The following is a 20,155-nucleotide window of genomic DNA, read 5'->3' on the forward strand; positions in this document are numbered from 1 at the left end:
AAGTGTACAACCTGATTGTATACGATCTCGGTCAGAAGGAAAGGAGTATGACATGAACGAAAATCTTCATTTAATCAATTGTGTTGCCAACGATTTAAACTGTGAATATCTCTCAGATTTACATGCTCCTCATTTATTAAATTCCATAAAAAAAATAATTGGTAATTATGTCGCTGAAGACTTCACCTTAAAAGATTGGCAAGATACTGTTAATTACATTCTTGACAGTAATCAGATATTTGAATCTTGTGAAGAGGCAAAACAATTTCTGCTCCACTATTAACGATAACTAAAAAATAATCGGTATGACTGTTTTTCGTCATACCGATTTTATTTATTACTTTCGACAAATCGATTAGCCAGCTTATAAACCTGGTTTATTTCTTTCATCGAACTCTCAATTTTCCAAGAGCTGCTTTGGGTACATTGGCTCACTCACTGTTCATCCACTCTTCAATTAACGACAGTGCAGTTTCATAGCCTATTATTTTACAATGCTTGTTAAAAGTCATCATAAAATCTCCTGCACTTTCTATTTTCATGCTGACTGACACTTTCTTTTGAAAAAGTTAAAACCCAAAGCAGTAAAGCAGCTTATAAAAAAGACACTGAGGTCAATGTCTTCATCTTTATTTCTTCAATTCTTTTTTTAAATCTAACAGTGCAGCAAACGGTGAATCCTCAATGGTTGTTTTCGTTTCTGCTTTTTGTTTTTGCAGATACTTTTTCACATCACTCTTACCCGCTACACCTTTCTTATCTTCTCGTTCTTTTTTGAAAGCATTCATGTGCTGTCGGTAGCCACAGTTTTTACAGACAAACATCTGACTTTCTTTTTTACCCACTAATTCCATTTTCTTATGACAATTCGGACAACGAGCATTCGTTACAATAGACAGAGTTTCTTTATACTTGCATTCACGATTTGAACACACCAGCATCTTTCCTTTTTTACCATTGACTTCCAGCAAAAGTTCACCACATTCAGGACACTTTTTAGTGGTGATATTATCATGTTTAAATTTACCTTCACTAGTTTCAATCTCTTCAACAACACTATGCGTATATTTCTCAATCTCTTTAATAAACTGATTCGATTTTCTTTCATTCTTCGCTATTTTAGCGAGTTCAAGTTCCCATTTTGCAGTTAGTTCAGGTGATCTTAAATCATTAGGAACCAACTGAAGTAACTGTCTTCCTTTAGCGGTGACATGAATTTCCTGTCCTCTTTTTTCAATAAGGAATGTATTAAACAGCTTTTCAATAATATCCGCACGTGTCGCTACGGTTCCTAAACCACCAGTCGCACTCAGTGTAGTATTCAACTGTTTAGAACTGCTTTTCATATAACGAACCGGATTTTCCATCGCAGAAAGCAATGCTGCTTCAGTAAAATAAGCAGGCGGCTGAGTTTTACCCGTCGTTTTTTCCCATTTATCCACATGCATTGATTGTCCTTTTTTCAAAGGCGGTAAAGACTGTTCGTCCTCTTCTTCCTCTTCATCACGATAATGTCCGTATACTTCTTTCCAGCCTATTGCTTTTTCTATCTTTCCCCTTGCTATGAAAGTTTCATTGCCGCTTTTAGCAGTGAGTGTTGTCTGCTCATATTCATAAGGAGGAAGCAGAACTGCAAGGAAACGTTTTAATACTAAATCATAGATTTTTCTTTCACGATCATCAAAACTTCCAATGTAAGCACTTTGCTCAGTTGGAATGATTGCGTGGTGATCACTAACCTTACTATTATTCACAAAATGAGATTGTTTCTTTATTGGTTGTTTCAAGATTTTTTGAATAGCAGCATCATAATCCCCACCACGGCTAGCTTCCAAACGCTCTTTTATGGTCGGCACGATATCATCGGTTAAATAACGTGAATCCGTTCTTGGATAAGTTAACACTTTATGATATTCATATAAGCTCTGCATGATTGCTAATGTTTCTTTTGCAGAAAAGCCATAGAGCTTATTGGCATCTCTTTGTAATTCTGTAAGATCATAAAGCAAAGGTGCATATTTCTTTTTAGATGCCTTACTGATCTCTGTAATTTCTAGAGATTGACGTTCTAATTTAGAAAGAACTTGATCCACCTTTTCTTCTTCAAATACATGCGTTTCATTTTTTGCTGTCCGCCAGCTCCAGCGTATTCCCATCGCTTCGGCGGTAATGCCATAATAAGGCTTAGGGACAAACTGACGAATCTGATCTTCCTGAGCGGCAATCATCGCTAATGTAGGGGTTTGAACACGCCCGCACGCCAACTGTGCATTATATTTACAGGTTAACGCACGCGTTGCATTGATTCCTACCAGCCAATCGGCAACACTGCGGCTATAGGCACTATGAAACAGTGATTCATAGGCTCGGGCATCTTTTAAGTGCTTAAATCCTTCGGAGATAGCTTTATCGGTTACAGAAGATATCCATAAGCGTTTTAATGGCTTTTTTATTCCTGCCTTTTGAATAATCCAACGGGCAACCAATTCTCCTTCACGTCCTGCATCTGTCGCAATGACAATCTCCTGAACGTCATTTCGATTCATTTGGCTTTGTACCGCTTTAAACTGCTTTGCTGTCTGACCAATTACCACTAATGACATGCGATCAGGAATGATCGGTAAATCTTTTAAATCCCAATCTTTATAACGTTTATCATATTTTTCCGGATCAGCTAATGTGACTAAATGTCCTAATGCCCAAGTCACGATATAGCGATTGCCTTCTAATGCTCCATTTAACTTTTTATTACATCCCAATACTCTGGCAATATCTCTGCCAACAGAGGGTTTCTCTGCTAAAACTAATGTTTTGGCCATGTTTCCACCTCATTTCTTCATTATTTTATCATTGTTTTCATCATGACGCCAGCTATAAACAAAATAAAGCAGTGAAACACCGCTTTACTCATTTAAATGATAAAATTCCTTCAATTCTTCTTTCTTTTCATTATTTAAATCTTTCTTTTTAATTCCTTCAACTGCCGCCTCTATACCATATAATAGATGAATACAAGCACCCGGATCAATGGAGGTTTTAATGCGAAGCCAGGCTTCCTTGCCTCCAACCAAACGCAGCTCTTCTGCATCATGAATGCCAACTTCCTCTAGCTGACGTGCAGTTTCTTTCCCAATATTAGGCAACTCCAATAATTTCATAAACACCCTCCTTTATCTGTTTTTGTTTTCATTAATTGAGCTAATAAAATCTCATTAAAAACATAAAACAACACCTGTTCATCCAGCAGCCCAGCCTTTGATGTTGCTGGATTAGGCAGATTCACCATTAAATCCTCACTTATCAATGAAAAATTTTTAGGATTCATCGTAATGACTAACGCCGGCATCTCTCTATTTTTTAGTAATGATGCATAAACCTTGGCATGATCTTTGACTGAATAGATAATCGCTAAATCTTCTTTATGCATATTTTTGAACTGTGTCGCAAAGTAATCACGATTTGTATAGACTGCAAAATCTAAGTTTAGCAATGTTCCTCGTATCGCTAAATGCTGTGGCGGCAAAGCAGACTCATTATATCCAAAGAGTTTAATTTTATTAGCTAGCCAAATCTTTTTTGCGATGGTTTCGATCAATTCAGAATCCAGTTCTTCAATTAAAGCAGAAAGACATTCTATATAGCCATGCCCAATAATTTCTACCGGAGTATAAAGCTCTTGTCTTTTTTCTCCGCCGATAAAAATAATTCTTGATAACTCATAACGTAATTCACTATATCCGGAATATCCTAATTTCTTTGAAAATCGAATAAGAGCTGATTTAGAAACATTCATTTTACTTGTAAAGTCATTCATGTCCTGACGGCAGAACTTCTTCGGATACTCTAAAATATAATCTGCAATGTCCTTATCTTTTTTAGTCAGTTCATCATAATGGATGTGAATATTTTCTAGTACATTCATCCTAACACCTCTATCTATATTCTACCATAAACAGATGGAATATAAAACATTATAAAATTTATTTTATTTATTATTGAAATATATTTTATTAAGCGGTATATTGAAATAAAGGAGCGTGATGTTATGAGTTTTAAAGAGAATTTTCTTTGGGGCGGTGCCAGTGCTGCCAGTCAGGTAGAGGGTGGATTATCGCACCGTGGCTTAGCAACCTATGATTTTATGACAGCCGGTAATAAGAATACCCCTAGAAAGATTTCGATCACCTTAAAAGATGGGACTAGAGATTTTGTTCATAATTTTAGAAAAGATGATCTTCCAGTTGGTGCCTATATCGAATTAAATGACCAGCTTTATTATCCCAGCCATGAAGCCATTGATTTTTATGGGCATTATAAAGAAGATATTGCATTGATGGCAGAAATGGGATTCAAATGTTATCGTATGTCTTTAGCTTGGAGTCGTATTTATCCTAATGGAGATGATGCAGTACCCAGTGAAGAAGGATTGCAATTCTATGATGATGTATTTGATGAATGTTTAAAATATGGGATCGAACCGATGGTTACTACTGTTCACTTTGATTATCCATTTCACCTTGCAGAAAAGTTAGGCGGATGGATTAATCGTGAATCTATCGATTATTATTTAAAATATTGCTTTACTGTATTTACTCGCTATCAGCATAAAGTAAAATATTGGTTAACGTTTAATGAAATCAATTTGTTATTAAACAATGGATATCGTTCTCTTGGTTTTTGCAGCAGCAATGAGCAGGAACGCTATCAGGCATTACATCATATTTTTGTTGCCTCTGCAAAAGCTGTCGCTTTAGCAAGGAGTATCAATCCTAAATTTGAGATCGGTATGATGCTCGCTAATATCATGAGCTATCCTGAAACCTGCAATCCTAAAGATCAGTTATATTGTATGGAAATGGGAAGAATGATGCGTTATTTTTATACCGATATCCAATGTCGCGGTCATTATCCGGCATATGCCTTAAACACTATGAAGAAAAAGGGCATAGAAGTCATCATGAACGAGGGCGATCAAGAGGCTTTAAAGAATGGTACTGTCGATTTCATCGGTTTTAGCTATTATAATACAAGTGTAGCTACAACGAGAAAAGATAAGAAAATGACAGAGGGCAATCAAATGATGGCAGTGGAGAATCCTTATCTTGAAAAGTCCGAATGGGGATGGACAATCGATCCAATTGGATTGAGACTTTCCTTAAATGATCTTTACAGTCGTTATCAATTATCATTAATGATCGTAGAAAATGGATTAGGAACAACGGATAAGTTAGATGAAACAGGGCAGATCATTGATGATTATCGCATTAATTATTTACATGCTCATCTGCAGCAAATGAAGATTGCAGTGGAAGATGATGGTATTGATCTAATGGGATATACACTTTGGGGACCTATTGATTTAATTTCATCTGGTACCGGAGAAATGAGCAAACGTTATGGTTTAGTCTACGTTGATTTGGACGATGAAGGAAATGGAACGAAAAAAAGAATAAAGAAAAAATCATTTGACTGGTATAAAGGGGTTATTCAGTCCAATGGAGAAACATTAAAATAGAAAAAAGCTTGCAGTGATTGCAAGCTTTTTTAATGAACTTTCAGTTTTTGTCCTGGATAAATTAAATTTGAGTCTTCTAACTGATTAATTTGTGCCAAATAGTGATACGTCGTACCAAATCGCATAGCAATTTCGCTCAATGTATCCCCGCTTTGGACAATATAAAATTCTTCTTTACTTTCCTGAATATCACCCTCATTAATAAAGCACATTCCCTCATTAATCAGATAGGGATTATTGGTTCCTTCATAAATTGCGGTGATAATGCCCTCGTTAATATCCGGTATTAGTGCCTCACCATTGGGCGGCCAGCCAATTTTTGCATTAGAAGAGACATAGCAGCTTCCGAAGGTGACATAATCTCCAACCTTATATTTCAAATACTTTGGTTTAGGTTCGGCTGGTGAGGCTGCCGCTCCCACATAACGATCCCAAGCCATAATGTCACCGTAAAAAACATTGCAGTCCAATTTACCACTATAGCCATTCAAATAACCTGTTGAAGTAAATTGCCACATCGCATAAAACGGCCAATGACAAATATTAGGTTCGCTTCCTCTATTAGCTGTATCATAATTGTAAATGGGATCATACCCTTTATACTTTGCAACCCACAAGCCATAACCGGCTCTAGCCACATCTGTCCAGTCATAGCGATTCACTACACTTTCAGACATGTAAATCATAGGTTTTACTCCCATTTTCCTTTCAACTGTTTGCAGCCATGTTAAAGCCCAGGTCACATCCTCAACAGCATCTTCCCAATCTAAAATAGGAATCCCTATTCCAAAATAACCTCTTGTATTGCTGATGAAATAGTCTGCCTCTACCTCTGCAGAATTAATGCTGTTTCTAGCAAAATGGTAAAAACCCACCTTCTTATTTAGTAAGCATGCTTTTTGAAAGTGGCACTCACAGTAGGGATTGATATAATCTGCCCCCTCTGTAGCTTTAACAATTACAAAATCACAAATAATCTGACTAAGATCCAGCTCACTTTGCCAGCTTGAAATATCAATACCTAATAAACTCATAAACCTTCCCTCCTTTTACTTATTTAAAATATCCTGTAAAGTAATATATGCTTCTTTAATATATTTAACAATTGCCATTCCAATAGTTAAAAGAATTGCGGCTACAGAAATCACTTCACTAAGTTCATTTTGATTAAGTCCGGTAACATTAACCAGTAAATCCACAGATATCACCAATAATAATGTACCAAATACTAAAACAACAAATTGTATCAATCCTTTTCTCAGCTTTGTCAGATTGAAGTTCTCTTTACTATTCACTATATTCTGATACAAACTTAATGTCATATTTGCTAAATAATAAATCTTTGATCTCTTAAACAACTTAATTCTTGATATGCTTTTATTGTATTAATAAGCAAGATATCTTTCTTTCAAACAAGTACATATCGCCCATCATCATATTTTTTAATAAAAGCTGGCTCTACAGTAGCAAAAGAAATCTGAGATCCATGAATTGATTCACATCTTTAATAATCATTTCAATTGTGATCCTACTTATTCTTCACAATGTGAACAGGAAGTGAAACAAATTATTAAAAAAATGAACCAATTTTATGAAGTATATGAATAGCCCCTGTCAATTGACAAGGGCTTTTTCAAATCTTTTTTCCCATTTCATAAGCTTCTTTATATGCTGGGTGTTCTAAAGCATCCCCTTTATGGAAAGCACCTAAGCCGTAAATGATGCCCCCTTCTTCCACTTTACGCAATACTTGAATAAAACCTCTAAAGCTTTCTACTATACCTGTCATCTGCTTAACATCAGGTGAACCGCTTGTTAAAATCAGATAAGCTTTTTTATGTTTCTCACTATCACGAATTTCATATTCTCTGGCAAACATACGGTCAATCAATGTTTTTAGTTGTCCGGACAAACTATAAAAATAGACCGGAGTCGCCATTACAAAAACATCTGCTTCAATTATTTTTTCAATAATCTGATTCGCATCATCCTTTAATACGCAGACATGATTATGATAACGGCAATATTCACAAGCAAGACAGAATCCCATGTGATAGTCATTCAAATTAACCATTTCCACTTCATGTCCTGCTTCTTTTGCTCCTTTTGCGAACTGTTCACATAAAATTTCACTGTTGCCTTTTCTTCTCGGACTTGATGATAGAATAATAACTTTCATAATTTTCTCCTAAATCAATTGATTTTCTTTTAAATAATTCATGATTTTCTGCTGAGCCTTTTGTACAGCTGATCCGCGGATAGCAAGACCTTTTAAGATCCGCGCAGAAGAACAAAGATTTTGAAGATCCTGCTCACTTCTTCCCATGCCGCTTCCTTCGTGTGTACAAAAAGGAATTATCGTCTTATAGCTAAAATCTGCGCTCTCTAAAAATGTAAAGCAAGGCATTGGCATAGTCCCCCACCAATTAGGATACCCTATGACAATCGTGTCATATTCCTTTAGATCCGGAAGCGGGTTGACCAACAGCGGTCTGGCTTTCGCATTTAATTCTCTTTTTGCCTCCTCAACAACCGTATTATATTGGCTTGAATAAGTATGCTTTGCTTTTATTTCAAATAAGTCTCCATTTAACACTTTGGCAAACTCTCTGGCAATCACTTGTGAATTCCCTGAATGGGAAAAATAAGCAACTAATGTTTTAGACATCTATATTTCCTCCTATCTAAGTTTAAATACTTTACACTGTATCTCACTAAATACAACACATATAATCTGAATCAACGCTCCAATAAAGAAAACATTTGCATATCCTGTCATAGTCGCCACTATCCCCCATATTATAGATCCAATTGCATAGCCAATATCCATTGAACTATAATAAAGAGCATTGGCAATCCCACTTTTATTAGCAGGCATATTTTGAATCATAAACGTATTAATTATAGGTGAAATCGCTCCAATTGAAAATCCTGCCGGCAAAGCTATAACAAGCATCTGCCACATTGCTGTCACTTTTGATAATAGAAAAACACTGATAAAAAAGACAGCAGAGTTAATTAAAATCGTTCTAAACTGACCAAATCTTTTTACTAATGGATTCATTACAAAACGAGATGCAATCATCCCAATGGCATTGACAGAAAAGAAAGACCCTGCCCCTGCAAAACCCAAACTTATTGCATATAAAGAAACAAAAGAAGTAATGGCGCTCTGAGTTAGTGAATTTAAAAATAGGATCATTACCGGTAAACACAAAGCATTCCTTTTAATTTTTTTATTCTTTTCTTTTACTGCTGAACTTGTGATTGTCTGCTGATGTGCATCCTTTCCTAAAAGCATCAATAGGAAGGTGCCAACAGCGATGAGAGCAGCGACAATAAACAATAACTGAAACTGATCGTAATGTTTTCCGATTAATGCATAAGCAAGAGAAGGTCCGATAACCCCAGTTAAGGAATTAGCAATAGCAGCATAGCTCACGCCTTCTAAAAGACGATTAGGATGACAAACCTTTGTCACATAGGTGCTTGCCCCGGTTGAAGCAATACCAAAACCAATCCCCTGCACAGCACGATAAACCAATGCCGCTGTAATATCATCACAGCTAATAAACAAGAAAGACGCAATGATCATCAGGCTGATACCGCTTAAAATAACACGTTTACAGTTGAACTTATCTAACAGTACCCCCGCAGCAAAGCGTACCGATAAAGCGGCAATTGTAAATATTGATGTCATCAATCCTGCATAAGTATCCAAGCCAGTTAGATTTTTTGCGAAGATAGTGAGTACAGATAAAACGATATTTGAACAAAAGCAAATGCCAAATAAGATACTTACTGCCAATATATATTTTTTTGTCCATAATTTTTCTTCCATAATACCCCCAATTTAAGCTGTTTTGTCAGAGTATTTAGCTCTTCCTAATTAAAGGATACATTTTGGAGTTAACTCCAAGTCAATACTTAAATTTAAAAAACATCAAAAAATCCTTATAAACTGTTCAGTGTTTATAAGGATTGGATCTATTTTTCTAATAATTCATGCAGACGTTCAGCATATTCGCTGTCTGCCGCATTTTTAGCTTCTGTTGTATTTTTAAATTTATTCACAGCCGTTGTTGAACGAACGATAGATTGCAGCGTTCCCGCTCCGGCGACACAGCCACCCGGACATGCCATTCCCTCAAGCAAGTACCCGTCATATTTTCCTGCCTTTGCATCTTTTAGCATCTTACGGCAGTTCTGCAAACTCTCTTCAGCATGCACTTTGACTTCACGATCTGGGTGAGTTTTATGAATACAATCGACCACTGCTTGAGCCACTCCTCCGCTCACCGCAAAACCACGCCCGGCAGCTGTTGCTTTGATAAACGGATCTTGTTCTGCTAATTGATCTAAATGAATGTCTTTTGCTTCAAACATCCCCATAATTTCTTCAAAAGTTAATACAAAATCGACATCGCTTCTCACCGATTTACGTGAGGCTTCCAGCTTCTTTGCCGCACATGGTCCCACAAATACAACTTTACAGTCGGGGTTATCTTTTTTAATCATTCTTGCAGTTAATACCATTGGTGTTAATGCCATCGAAATATAAGGTTTGAATTCAGGAAACAGCTTTTTTGCCATAACTGACCAAGCAGGACAGCAAGATGTCGCCATAAACGGCTGCTTAGAAGGCACTTTTTCTAAAAAGTCTTCTGCTTCATCTAAAGTACATAAATCTGCACCTACAGCTACTTCTACCACATCGGCAAAGCCTAACTGGCGCATCGCTCCTTTTAACTTTTCCGGAGTAACTTTGGGACCGAACTGTCCAACGAATGCCGGAGCAACAGCCGCAATTACCTTATCTCCGTTTTTGATTGAAGTAATCAGCTGAAAGATTTGTCCTTTATCACTGATAGCACCAAACGGACAATTTACTAAACACATACCGCATGAAACACATTTATCATAATCGATATCTGCATGCCCATTCACATCCGTTTTTATCGCATCCATACCACAGGCTTTTGCACAAGGACGTTGCAGTTTAATAATCGCATCATACGAACATGCCTTCATGCAAAGACCGCACTTAATACATTTTTCCTGATCGATCACACTCTTCCCGTCAACAATACTTATCGCATTTTTAGGACAAACCTCTTTACATGAACGGGCTAAACAGCCTTGACAGGCATTCGTGACCGTTACTTGATTATCAGGACAGGCGTGACAAGCAAATTTAATAATATTAATAAGTGGTGGTTCATAATATTTCTCTGCCACAATACTTTCACTTACTCCCGTTGTTAAAGGAGCGTGCTGATCAATCGGTCTTAAAGGCAAACCCATTGCTAAGCGCAGACGTTCTCCTACGATCGCCCTTTCCAAAAAGACACTGCCGCGATATGTTCCAATTTCTCCCGGAATAATCTTATACGGTATTTCTTCTAAGTCATGATAATTTCCATTATAAGCCATTCTCGCTATTTCAGTAAAAATCTTTCTGCGAATATCTGTAATAGATGAATAAACCCCTCTCATATACATCTCTCCTTTATTTCATTTTTTTAATGCTCATATAATTAAACACAATCATCACTAAATCTAATAAAATCGTAATGCCGACAATCCTAATTGCGGTATCTGACAGCTTACCAAAATAGATACCAAACAACATCAATACTAATGCTACAATCATTAAAGCAATAGAAAATATCAGTGTCTTTTTAGATTTCATTTTAATCCTCTTCTCTTTTGTAACGCATATGGAGCAAGGGAAAAGGATTGCCGTGATCATCTTGCTCACTTCTTTTTTCAACTGCAAATCCCATATACTCATAAAACCCTCTAGCTTGAGGATTTTGTTCATTTACACTCAGACGATCCACATGTTCATTCAGGATCGCATATTCTAACAGTTTTTTTCCGATCCCCTGTCCACGTTCCTTATCTAAAATAAACAGCATTTCCAAACTATCTTGATCGATCCCCATAAATCCAACAATCCTTCCATCCTTCTTTGCAGCTATCAAGACCGGAATCTGTGTTAATTCCTGTGGAACATACTCCGTTATTCTTAAAATATCCTCTTCTTTTAAAAACAAATGGGTTGCTCGAACAGAGTTTTCCCATATATCCATTAATTGGTTGATTATTGTATCATCTCTCTGATCAAATTTAACCATTTCCATTTTTATCCCTCATTTATTACTCTCTAACCCTATTTTACTACTGCGCTATGAATAAGAAAAGTTAATTTTTTGTTAGAAAATAAAAAGATAGAATCGAAATTCTACCTATCATATTGTGGATTTAATTTTATCTTAGGAATTAATGTAAACAAATGAATAATGACAGCAATGACGATACAGATTGCAGAGACAAGATATGTGATCGTATACCCACTATACTGCGATAAAGCTCCCCAGACAGTTGCTCCAATCCCGTTTCCAATATCACCAAATAAGGCAAAGGTTGAGTTAGCCACTCCTTTTCTTTGTGGGCTGGCTATCTTAAAAATCATGGTATTTAATAAAGGGGTAGTGATACCCATACCTATACCACAAAGAATACCTGCACCAATAATCATAAACGTATCATATGCAAAGGCAATTGTTACAAAACCAATACCGACCAAAACTGCTCCTGTAAAAATCAAACGAGACAGTCCATAGCGATTGGTTAGCCTTCCTGTAAACAAACGTATGATAATCATTGAAATACTGTTTACCATAAAAAATAAGCTAATGCTGGTGATGCCTCTTTCAATCCCACAGGCGGCTAGGAAATTGGCTACTGAGCTGTTTCCAAACGTAATAAAGAATGAAATAATAGCCGGTACCAACACACTAAACTCGATCAGCATTGAAAGTTTTGGTATTTTAAATCCATGGTTTTCTTCCCCTTTAACAACAGGTGCAGCAATAAAATCTGATTTGATCCAAAGTGTAAACAATGCTCCTACCGTTGCAAAGAAAGAGACAAATAAAAACAGGTTAGATGCTCCTAGATTTTGAAATATCTCTAATCCAATCATAGGCGCAAAAGCAGCCGCTAAACTTCCGGCAATTCCAAAATATCCAATTCCATCCACTAAACGCTCTTCTGGAACGATATCTGCCACCATTGTACTTGCTGCACCAAAATAAATCCCCTGACTGATTCCATTCAAGATACGCAGCATGAACAATCCCGGAATATTACTGACAAAATTATAAGCAATCGTATTTAATGCAAATAAAAAGCCCCCGATCATCAACATTTTACGTCGTCCATAACGATCAAGCAAAGAGCCGCAGATTAAACGAGTAATTGTACTGGCAACCACTAATCCAGTAATCATTGCACCGGCTAATGCATTATTTCCTCCTATTTCGACAACATATAAAGGAAAAATAGAGATAAAGATATTATGCGTTACTGCTGCAAAGAATGTAGTAAATAAGACGCATAAATAATCTTTTGTCCATAATTTAGTTTGATTCATTTTATTTCCCCCAATCTATTTATACAGTGTTTGCTTATCTGTGCAATATCTGTTAGAATTAATGTATCACCTTCGTGTTACACGAAGGCAAGCATTTTTTATAAAAAAAGGAGAAAAATTTATGTATACGGTCAAAGAGATTGCCACAAAGCTGCATATTACAGAGCATACCGTTCGCTTTTACAGCGATCAGGGATTAATCCCACCGGTTAAACGCAATAAAAATAATAATCGCATCTTTGATGATGCCTGCTTGAATTGGTTCATTGGCGTTAAACATTTACGTGATTCCGGTATGTCAATTGAAGCTATTAAAGAATATGTCAACTTATGTTTAGAAGGAGATCAAACCATAAAAAGACGATACGAGATTTTAAAAAGGCAAAAAGAAATTGCTGAAATTGATTTTGAAGAAGCCCGTTTAAGACTGGATTATATGACTAAAAAGTTAGACCATTATCAGGATATTATAAATAAGACCATTGAAGATGATATGAATATGGCAAACTGGTAAAAAAAGATTCCTAAACTAAAATAGGAATCTTTTTTATTTCATCATTAAGTGTAACGAACGCTGTGCTTCCAACCTCAAAACACCTGATTGACAGGCATAGCCTTGTAAGATTAATTTTGTTTCTTGAAATGGAAAAGCCGATAGACAGGTTAAGCCTTTCCAAATTAGTAAAGGGTTGTCCTGATACCGATCAAAAATGGTATAAATCTTTTCAGCGTTTTCCTTAGTCGCAAGAGAAGGCTGGTAAAATGCCATAAATCCTATTGCATCCAACACCTCACTGATTTGACTTGCATCGTTTGTATCTAATACTTCTAATAAAATAGGAAAAATAACTGTATCCATTTTCCCTAAATAACGAGCGATTATGTCTCTAGGCAAAGGATATGATTTTTTTGCGGAACTTCTTTTTGGCAGGACATGATATTGATTACGTCCGATCTTTCCGAGTTCTTTTATCATTAATGAAGCCGTTAAAACGTTGCCGGTCTGAAGCTTCTCACAGATCGCTATTCTTGTATAAAGACATTTTTCTTTTTTTAGCTGATCGATCAATAAGATTATGTCTTCTTTAAGCAAAGCATCAAGATAATGAGCGGCAATGCTTCGCTTTATAGGATCAAGATCATTTATCCACAAAACCATTGTAGTATGAGGCATTTCTTGATAATTTTGAAGTTCTTTATCATCGATATACCCTCTTTTTTTCAAATCAATTTGTGTGCTTTTCATATCTTATTATTCCATTATACGAAATTCTTCCAAAACATCACGATAAATATCAACCATAGAATAATCATAAACTTTATCTAGCGTTGAAAGGCGTACCTGTTTCCACAAAGCTGCGGCTGCTTTTAATTTATCCTTATAAACATTATTTCTCTCATCTTGGCAGAAGGCTTTTAAAAACTTATTCCACTGGCAAGCTGAACTGTCATACTTCGCATAATCACTTTTCCCATAATAAACATCGATTAAATCTCTTACCGTAAAGTCTTTATTTTTTTCCTGACGAACCTTCTTTATTGCCGCTGCCATATCAGCTGTAAACTTGAAGTTTTTCACCCCAACTTGTTTTCCGAAAAATTCTCGATATTCATTTCTCATCGCAAAACCACTCTCTAAAAGCTTCGTATCCAAAGTTAACTCAACATCTTTCTTTTTTACACTAACACGTTTCACTTTCTTTATTATCTGTCCATTAAAATAAGCCTCGATATTATGATTCAGATCCCCTTTTGATCCCGAATGATCAATACCTAATTCCTTGCAGATCTTTTGTAGTTCTTCTTTATACCAATAATATTTAATAAATTCATCAAATGTCTTGATTTCCTTAAACTCGGGTCTTATTTCCATTTTTGTACTCCTAATCTCATTTTATTTCTTTATAATTATATCATATTTCCTATTAAATGACATAATCTAAACAAAAAGGTCCATTAGGACCTTAGGTTATTCCATTAGTTCTTTTGCACTGCAAATATAATAATGGCGTGCATTGGCAGAAGTTACCTGTTTAGATAAGCCCATCAGACCTTCTGCTTTTAACTTTTTATATTTTTGTATACCCACTTTAGCATTCAGTAAAATATCGCATAATTGAACAGCCATCTGATAATTTTCTTCATTTAATGCTGTGCGAATTTCTGATTCCATCTTTTCTTCACCAATCATAGAAAACAATTTTGTATCAAATGTTTCATCTGATAATTGTGCTAAATGAGTCGGATTGCCATCAAACCAGCCAAAATAGCCATGATAGACTGAACGTACTGACCATTCCACTGTCCCGTAGAATTCCCCTAAGTACGGCAGGTCAGCCCAAATTTGTGGAAGAACTACCGCTGATACTGTTTCTGATTCACTCATGCCTTTATTCATACATTTTAATGTTTCCAGCAGAATAAATTCAATCGCATCTTTAAAATTGCCTAAAACCTCCTGAACCTGATCATATCCTATGATGGCTTTTGTATGTCCCGGCAGAACCACTTCAGCAGGATAAGATAAAATTAAATTTAAACTGTCTACCCAAGCGGCAATATCACGATACTGACTTCCCCTGATGGCATAGAGATTAGGAAAACATCCATAATAATTATCCCCGCAGCATAACACTTTATCTTCCGGCAGCCAGACAAAGAGCTGATCGTCAGTTTCCCCGACAGCAGAGACGAATTGCAGTCTTACACCATCAATTTCTCTTTCCACAATATCTTGATCATATAAAACATTAGCCTCCAAGCAAACACCTGTCCCATCGTTCACGGCTCTTCCTTCACGAATCCCGATTCCTTGTGTAATACATTCTTCATTACTCAAAGCGTAGCCAAATTGTCTGAAAGTTCTTTTCTGCAATACATCATCTAATAGATTATAATATTTTAAAGGTGCTTTTTTAGGTTTAAACGCAATAATTTCTTCAACTGTGTCCTTAAATGCACCACTTCCGCCATGATGATCATAATGACTATGAGTAAAAATAATCGTTTTTACCGGTTTATTCGCAATTTTCAGCAATTCTGCTTTCATTCGCAAAGCTCGCTGATCACTATCTAATGTGTCTACTAGAATCCATGATGTATTACCCTCAATCGCTATCGAGTTGCTGTGTCCTAAGCCAACTACATGATAAATGCGATCATTAATCTTTTTAATTTCATAAGGATAAGCTGTCTCACTAAACTTTCTTAATAATTCTTCACCGTTCTTTTTAAGCATTTCATATTCCTCCTATAAGCTTGCTTTTTTATTTATATGCATATACAAAATCAATCCCACTGATACAACTGCAAATATTGATCCTACTAGGATGAGTGTAAACGTGTTTGGCAATGTGTTTCCACCTGAAAAGTTGATCGTTATATAACTAAATGCAATAATTAAAATCATTTTTACCAACAGCCCAATATCTTTAGCGATACGATAGCTGTTTATATTACCGTTATTCATATTTATTTCCCAGGTAATTAAATATTTCTCAATAACAGTAAAATAACAAAAAGGATTAAAGAAATAACCGGGCAGAGCCATAACTCATTTTTATTCCCCCAGCGGTCAATCGCTCCACTGGCATCATAATAAGCAGGAATTTGATTAGGCAAATGACTCTAATTTAAAACCAGGCAGCCAAAGACGCCCACTAAAACCACAAGACATATCCCATTTATAATATACTGAAATCCTGTGCTTTTTACTTTTCGCTCCATTTCTCACACAACCTTTTTAAATTAATTTCATATTTATCTTTCATCATTATATAATCACATTGATGTCGCTGACACATCTCTAAATTATATTGATTTATTTCAATAAGTTCTTGTTTATTAAAGGCTTCCTCTTCCCAGCGTTTTTCAATCTGATTTTCATACCTGCTGATTTCATTATAATGTGAATGAATATATGTTTCACTAAAAATCAAACAAATAAAACGAATATCGGATAAGTAAGTTATATCAAAATCCTTTTTGTAGTCGAATGGAATATAGCAGCCTTCGATGATTAAATGCTGATGATTTTCAATGTTTGTTTTTATTATTTCTCGTATTACCGGCCATAGGTAGTCCGTCAGCTCCTGATCGCTGCTGTTTGGTGTTAAAGATGTATAACCACTGCGGATCAGTCCCATCTTTAGATGGTCAATGGAAAGATACGGATAGTGATATTTTTCTAATAAGCGCTGTGCCAGCATTGTTTTACCTGTATGCGTACTGCCACTGATCAATATAATCATAGCTTTTCCCCTTCTATTTCTTTTTGATGCTGTAGATGAATACCGATATGACCGATTCCTAAGATAATAACCGCTAAAATCATCCAGATCACCTTTCCGTAAATTCCTAAAAAGATAAAAGCAATAATGGGCAAAGTGGCTCCACCTACCGGTATTATACCAAAGCTGCGATACATATCTCGAAGCTCTTTATCACTTCTAAAATAACGAATCCACCATATTTCATAAAAGGTCATAAAAAGCAAAGCTAACAGCAGCCAAATACTCCACAAATCCCAGCCTTGAAAATTAAAATCAGAAAAGATCAAGGCAACAGCACTGACCAAGACTTCTCCAACCCGTTCAAAGAAGCCTAAAATCGTATTTTCATGACCGGGATCATACCCTTTAGGCTGATGCTTTGTCCAAACAAGATTGGGTACTATCAGTAATAAAAGAAATATGATACCCATATAAGAAAAACCAAAGTGTCCCATAAAGCTTCCTCCTTTTATTATTATATCGCTTATTTATATCGGCTACAATCTTTTACACTCCAAATAAAAAAGGCACTGTAGAAGGTGCCTGTTATTTTTGAATAGCTAAAGGACTATGGATTACTTTTAAATGATTCTGGTATTCATTTGTTCCATACAGTGCATCACGCAAATTAATCAATTCGACTTGATTGTCAACAATCCACTGTTTAAGAATCGGTGAGCAAAGCGCCGCAATATCAATCGGTCTTGCTTCCTTATAAGAAGATTCAGTTACGATATAATCATCCAAATATCCTGGATGCCAAGCCGAAATACTGATTTCTTGTTTTAAGATGCCATCTTCATCGTCTAAGAAATATTGTACCGGATCATAGTTTTTACGATCATTCCAGTCTGTGCTTTCCTGAGGTTTATAGGCAGTGCTGTGCTGCGTTGCCATCGTGATGTTTAGATGTTCAAATTCTTCCAACGGATAGGATTCTTTGCTTGAGTGGGTATCATATTTATACATGAAATTATACTTGATACCATATTCATCACATACTTGTTTTTTAGCTAATTCAAAGGGAGAGCCCCCATGGATCAAAGCAACATCGGGTGCTCTGCCTAAAATACGAATACATCTTTCAATTTGCGCACGACATTCTAATAATACCTCTTCAAAAACACATTCATTCTTTAAAGACTGATCTTTTCTGAATTTAAATCTTCCCTCTTCATTGACCATCGAAGGAATCAGCTTAGGATCACTTACCGGCGCTCCCCAGAAATGGTCATGCCAACCTACAGAAATCCAAGGATAGTTCTTTATTGTTTCTAGGGCATCTACAGTTCCCGGGGTATCCAGCATAATATCGACATGTGTTGTGATTCCTTCTTCAATCGTTTTTAGTGCGCCCATATTATAAGGCACTGTATAACCATAATCATCAGCTCTTATTACTAATTTCATTTAGATATTCCTCTTTTCTTAACGTAAACAGAGAATACATTGTTAATCTAAATCAGCTCCGTTAGAAGCAATGACTTTTTTATACCAGTAGAAAGATTTTTTACGATAGCGTTTCAATGTTCCATTACCTTCATTATCACGATCTACATAAATGAAGCCGTAACGTTTTTTCATTTCTCCGGTACCGGCTGAAACTAGATCAATACATCCCCAAGGAGTATAAGCAAGTAATAGAATTCCATCAATATTGATTCCTTTTTCCATCTCTTTGATATGCTCTCTTAAGTAGTCAATACGATAGTCATCATCTATCGTTCCGTCTTCTTTTAATTCATCGACTGCACCCAAACCATTTTCAACGATCATTAATGGGATATTATAGCGATCATATAACTCATTCATTGAGATCCTAATTCCCATTGGATCAATCTGCCATCCCCATTGTGACTGTTCCAGATATGGATTTTTATATCCAGTAAATAAATTTCCGTTTGCCAATTCGGCTTTTGCGGTTTTTTCACCAGCAACAAGGGTCATGTAGTAACTGTAAGCCAAATAGTCTACTTTACCTTTCAATAAAATTTCATCATCTTCCGGTTCTTTTTGAATGGTTATATGTTCTCTTTCTAATTGTTTCAATTTATAGTTCGGATAATACCCTTTACACATAACATCACAATAGAAAAGCTGTGCATGCATCGTATCAATATTTGCCTGTACATCTGCCGGATTACATGAATTAGCGTATGAAAATAATCCCCCGTACATCATTCCGATTTTATTTTCCGGATCAATCTCATGACCGGCAACGACCGCTAAAGCACTTGCGACAAATAAATGATGTGCAGCCTGAGTTTTGGTCTGTAAATCTTCTTCCAGCATGGCTGCCCCATTCCATGAATTCATTTCTAAACAATTGATTTCATTAAAAGTCATCCAATATTTGACTTTACCTTTATAACGTGTAAACACTGTTTTGCAATAACGGACAAAGCAATCGATACATTCTCTTGATTTCCATCCGCCAAACTTTGTATATAGTCCGATAGGTGTTTCGTAATGAGACAAAGTAACGATAGGCTGAATCCCATATTTTAAACATTCATCAAATAGGTCATCATAGAATTGAAGACCATCTTCATTTGGAATTTCATCATCGCCATTAGGATAAATACGTGCCCAATTGATGGACATACGATAACAGTTAAATCCCATCTCCGCAAACAATGCGATATCTTCCTTATAATGGTGATACATATCAATTGCGATATGACTAGGATAATATTCCCCCTCTTTAACGACGAGTGTATTTTCTCTTTCTTTATTTAAACTACCGGCAGTCATTACGTCAGCGATACTCAATCCTTTTCCACCATCTAAATAACCACCTTCACATTGATTGGCAGCTGTAGCGCCACCCCATAAAAATCCTTTTGGAAATGCCATATTTTTTCCTCCTTGCTTTTCTTTAAGTATAAATCCGTATTAACGAGAACATCGAATTTTTTCGTTAAATGA

Annotated in this window: 24 protein-coding genes; 3 read left to right on the plus strand and 21 right to left on the minus strand. The window is 36.0% G+C overall.

Annotation, left to right across the window (positions count from 1 at the left end):
* Positions 1–283 (plus strand): hypothetical protein (locus ACLRVU_RS11380; protein ID WP_412891955.1); only part of this gene is annotated, 283 nt, incomplete at its 5' end.
* A 346-nt stretch (positions 284–629) separates the two neighbouring features.
* On the opposite strand, the gene ACLRVU_RS11385 is transcribed toward ACLRVU_RS11380, so the two are convergent.
* The 3 genes from ACLRVU_RS11385 to ACLRVU_RS11395 form a co-directional block, all read right to left on the minus strand.
* Positions 630–2,819, minus strand: a complete 2,190-nt coding sequence (locus tag ACLRVU_RS11385; RefSeq protein ID WP_147551374.1) for a DNA topoisomerase 3 — start codon at positions 2,817–2,819, stop codon at positions 630–632.
* An 84-nt stretch (positions 2,820–2,903) separates the two neighbouring features.
* Positions 2,904–3,158 carry a TfoX/Sxy family protein gene (locus ACLRVU_RS11390; protein WP_147551371.1) on the minus strand — a complete coding sequence of 85 codons (255 nt, stop codon included), beginning with the start codon at positions 3,156–3,158 and terminating at the stop codon, positions 2,904–2,906.
* Entirely contained in the window at positions 3,155–3,922 is a 768-nt protein-coding gene (locus tag ACLRVU_RS11395) for a MurR/RpiR family transcriptional regulator (protein ID WP_147551369.1), read from the minus strand. The genes ACLRVU_RS11390 and ACLRVU_RS11395 overlap by 4 nt, the downstream gene beginning before the upstream one ends.
* A gap of 123 nt (positions 3,923–4,045) precedes the next feature.
* Between ACLRVU_RS11395 and ACLRVU_RS11400 the strand changes: the two genes are divergently transcribed.
* Positions 4,046–5,515: a family 1 glycosylhydrolase gene (locus ACLRVU_RS11400; protein ID WP_147551367.1), complete on the plus strand. Its 1,470-nt coding sequence runs from the start codon at positions 4,046–4,048 to the stop codon at positions 5,513–5,515.
* Positions 5,516–5,544: 29 nt separating this feature from the next.
* On the opposite strand, the gene ACLRVU_RS11405 is transcribed toward ACLRVU_RS11400, so the two are convergent.
* The 9 genes from ACLRVU_RS11405 to ACLRVU_RS11445 form a co-directional block, all read right to left on the minus strand.
* Positions 5,545–6,549, minus strand: a complete 1,005-nt coding sequence (locus ACLRVU_RS11405) for a GH25 family lysozyme (RefSeq protein ID WP_147551365.1) — start codon at positions 6,547–6,549, stop codon at positions 5,545–5,547.
* 15 nt (positions 6,550–6,564) lie between these two features.
* Entirely contained in the window at positions 6,565–6,810 is a 246-nt protein-coding gene (locus ACLRVU_RS11410; protein ID WP_147551363.1) for a hypothetical protein, read from the minus strand.
* A 338-nt stretch (positions 6,811–7,148) separates the two neighbouring features.
* On the minus strand, positions 7,149–7,694 hold the full coding sequence (locus ACLRVU_RS11415; protein ID WP_412096825.1) for a flavodoxin family protein: 546 nt from the start codon (positions 7,692–7,694) through the stop codon (positions 7,149–7,151).
* A 9-nt stretch (positions 7,695–7,703) separates the two neighbouring features.
* Positions 7,704–8,183 (minus strand): flavodoxin, encoded by a 480-nt coding sequence (locus ACLRVU_RS11420; protein ID WP_147551359.1) that lies wholly within the window; start codon positions 8,181–8,183, stop codon positions 7,704–7,706.
* Positions 8,184–8,195: 12 nt separating this feature from the next.
* Positions 8,196–9,356 (minus strand): MFS transporter, encoded by a 1,161-nt coding sequence (locus tag ACLRVU_RS11425; RefSeq protein WP_147551356.1) that lies wholly within the window; start codon positions 9,354–9,356, stop codon positions 8,196–8,198.
* A gap of 146 nt (positions 9,357–9,502) precedes the next feature.
* Positions 9,503–11,011 (minus strand): 4Fe-4S dicluster domain-containing protein, encoded by a 1,509-nt coding sequence (locus ACLRVU_RS11430; protein ID WP_147551354.1) that lies wholly within the window; start codon positions 11,009–11,011, stop codon positions 9,503–9,505.
* Between the two features lie 13 nt (positions 11,012–11,024).
* Entirely contained in the window at positions 11,025–11,207 is a 183-nt protein-coding gene (locus tag ACLRVU_RS11435) for a hypothetical protein (protein WP_147551352.1), read from the minus strand.
* 1 nt (position 11,208) lies between these two features.
* Complete coding sequence (locus tag ACLRVU_RS11440; protein WP_147551349.1) at positions 11,209–11,661, minus strand: GNAT family N-acetyltransferase; 453 nt, start codon at positions 11,659–11,661, stop codon at positions 11,209–11,211.
* A 101-nt stretch (positions 11,662–11,762) separates the two neighbouring features.
* Positions 11,763–12,956, minus strand: coding sequence for an MFS transporter (locus tag ACLRVU_RS11445; RefSeq protein ID WP_147551347.1), 1,194 nt, complete (start codon positions 12,954–12,956; stop codon positions 11,763–11,765).
* Between the two features lie 121 nt (positions 12,957–13,077).
* Here ACLRVU_RS11445 and ACLRVU_RS11450 point away from each other — a divergent pair, with 121 nt between their 5' ends.
* Positions 13,078–13,470: a MerR family transcriptional regulator gene (locus ACLRVU_RS11450; RefSeq protein WP_412891956.1), complete on the plus strand. Its 393-nt coding sequence runs from the start codon at positions 13,078–13,080 to the stop codon at positions 13,468–13,470.
* Between the two features lie 33 nt (positions 13,471–13,503).
* Here the strand turns inward: ACLRVU_RS11450 and ACLRVU_RS11455 are convergent, their stop codons facing one another.
* The 9 genes from ACLRVU_RS11455 to ACLRVU_RS11495 all read right to left on the minus strand — a co-directional run bounded on the left by ACLRVU_RS11455 (position 13,504) and on the right by ACLRVU_RS11495 (position 20,083).
* Positions 13,504–14,202, minus strand: coding sequence for a hypothetical protein (locus tag ACLRVU_RS11455; RefSeq protein ID WP_412891957.1), 699 nt, complete (start codon positions 14,200–14,202; stop codon positions 13,504–13,506).
* A gap of 6 nt (positions 14,203–14,208) precedes the next feature.
* The gene (locus tag ACLRVU_RS11460; protein WP_412891958.1) at positions 14,209–14,829 is read right to left on the minus strand and encodes an SAP domain-containing protein; all 621 of its coding nucleotides are present in this window, start codon (positions 14,827–14,829) and stop codon (positions 14,209–14,211) included.
* A gap of 96 nt (positions 14,830–14,925) precedes the next feature.
* Positions 14,926–16,194: an alkyl/aryl-sulfatase gene (locus tag ACLRVU_RS11465; protein ID WP_412891959.1), complete on the minus strand. Its 1,269-nt coding sequence runs from the start codon at positions 16,192–16,194 to the stop codon at positions 14,926–14,928.
* A gap of 12 nt (positions 16,195–16,206) precedes the next feature.
* On the minus strand, positions 16,207–16,425 hold the full coding sequence (locus tag ACLRVU_RS11470) for a hypothetical protein (RefSeq protein ID WP_412891960.1): 219 nt from the start codon (positions 16,423–16,425) through the stop codon (positions 16,207–16,209).
* 17 nt (positions 16,426–16,442) lie between these two features.
* A complete protein-coding gene (locus ACLRVU_RS11475) occupies positions 16,443–16,577 on the minus strand; it encodes a DUF1648 domain-containing protein (protein ID WP_412891961.1) in 135 nt (44 codons plus the stop codon).
* A gap of 89 nt (positions 16,578–16,666) precedes the next feature.
* A complete protein-coding gene (locus ACLRVU_RS11480; RefSeq protein WP_412891962.1) occupies positions 16,667–17,206 on the minus strand; it encodes an adenylate kinase in 540 nt (179 codons plus the stop codon).
* The gene (locus tag ACLRVU_RS11485) at positions 17,203–17,682 is read right to left on the minus strand and encodes a hypothetical protein (protein WP_412891963.1); all 480 of its coding nucleotides are present in this window, start codon (positions 17,680–17,682) and stop codon (positions 17,203–17,205) included. The genes ACLRVU_RS11480 and ACLRVU_RS11485 overlap by 4 nt, the downstream gene beginning before the upstream one ends.
* 91 nt (positions 17,683–17,773) lie before the next feature.
* Complete coding sequence (locus ACLRVU_RS11490) at positions 17,774–18,637, minus strand: ChbG/HpnK family deacetylase (protein ID WP_412891964.1); 864 nt, start codon at positions 18,635–18,637, stop codon at positions 17,774–17,776.
* A gap of 42 nt (positions 18,638–18,679) precedes the next feature.
* Complete coding sequence (locus ACLRVU_RS11495) at positions 18,680–20,083, minus strand: glycoside hydrolase family 1 protein (RefSeq protein ID WP_412891965.1); 1,404 nt, start codon at positions 20,081–20,083, stop codon at positions 18,680–18,682.
* Positions 20,084–20,155 lie beyond the last annotated feature (72 nt).

It is taken from the genome of Beduini sp. (genome assembly GCF_047239305.1).
Lineage (GTDB): Bacteria > Bacillota_I > Bacilli_A > Erysipelotrichales > Coprobacillaceae > Beduini.

Coding starts and splice junctions, on each gene's coding strand:
- ACLRVU_RS11385 (WP_147551374.1), bottom strand. CDS start 2,819: ATGGCCAAAACATTAGTTTTAGCAGAGAAACCCTCTGTTGGCAGAGAT.
- ACLRVU_RS11390 (WP_147551371.1), bottom strand. CDS start 3,158: ATGAAATTATTGGAGTTGCCTAATATTGGGAAAGAAACTGCACGTCAG.
- ACLRVU_RS11395 (WP_147551369.1), bottom strand. CDS start 3,922: ATGAATGTACTAGAAAATATTCACATCCATTATGATGAACTGACTAAA.
- ACLRVU_RS11400 (WP_147551367.1), top strand. CDS start 4,046: ATGAGTTTTAAAGAGAATTTTCTTTGGGGCGGTGCCAGTGCTGCCAGT.
- ACLRVU_RS11405 (WP_147551365.1), bottom strand. CDS start 6,549: ATGAGTTTATTAGGTATTGATATTTCAAGCTGGCAAAGTGAGCTGGAT.
- ACLRVU_RS11415 (WP_412096825.1), bottom strand. CDS start 7,694: ATGAAAGTTATTATTCTATCATCAAGTCCGAGAAGAAAAGGCAACAGT.
- ACLRVU_RS11420 (WP_147551359.1), bottom strand. CDS start 8,183: ATGTCTAAAACATTAGTTGCTTATTTTTCCCATTCAGGGAATTCACAA.
- ACLRVU_RS11425 (WP_147551356.1), bottom strand. CDS start 9,356: ATGGAAGAAAAATTATGGACAAAAAAATATATATTGGCAGTAAGTATC.
- ACLRVU_RS11430 (WP_147551354.1), bottom strand. CDS start 11,011: ATGAGAGGGGTTTATTCATCTATTACAGATATTCGCAGAAAGATTTTT.
- ACLRVU_RS11435 (WP_147551352.1), bottom strand. CDS start 11,207: ATGAAATCTAAAAAGACACTGATATTTTCTATTGCTTTAATGATTGTA.
- ACLRVU_RS11440 (WP_147551349.1), bottom strand. CDS start 11,661: ATGGAAATGGTTAAATTTGATCAGAGAGATGATACAATAATCAACCAA.
- ACLRVU_RS11445 (WP_147551347.1), bottom strand. CDS start 12,956: ATGAATCAAACTAAATTATGGACAAAAGATTATTTATGCGTCTTATTT.
- ACLRVU_RS11450 (WP_412891956.1), top strand. CDS start 13,078: ATGTATACGGTCAAAGAGATTGCCACAAAGCTGCATATTACAGAGCAT.
- ACLRVU_RS11455 (WP_412891957.1), bottom strand. CDS start 14,202: ATGAAAAGCACACAAATTGATTTGAAAAAAAGAGGGTATATCGATGAT.
- ACLRVU_RS11460 (WP_412891958.1), bottom strand. CDS start 14,829: ATGGAAATAAGACCCGAGTTTAAGGAAATCAAGACATTTGATGAATTT.
- ACLRVU_RS11465 (WP_412891959.1), bottom strand. CDS start 16,194: ATGCTTAAAAAGAACGGTGAAGAATTATTAAGAAAGTTTAGTGAGACA.
- ACLRVU_RS11470 (WP_412891960.1), bottom strand. CDS start 16,425: ATGAATAACGGTAATATAAACAGCTATCGTATCGCTAAAGATATTGGG.
- ACLRVU_RS11480 (WP_412891962.1), bottom strand. CDS start 17,206: ATGATTATATTGATCAGTGGCAGTACGCATACAGGTAAAACAATGCTG.
- ACLRVU_RS11485 (WP_412891963.1), bottom strand. CDS start 17,682: ATGGGACACTTTGGTTTTTCTTATATGGGTATCATATTTCTTTTATTA.
- ACLRVU_RS11490 (WP_412891964.1), bottom strand. CDS start 18,637: ATGAAATTAGTAATAAGAGCTGATGATTATGGTTATACAGTGCCTTAT.
- ACLRVU_RS11495 (WP_412891965.1), bottom strand. CDS start 20,083: ATGGCATTTCCAAAAGGATTTTTATGGGGTGGCGCTACAGCTGCCAAT.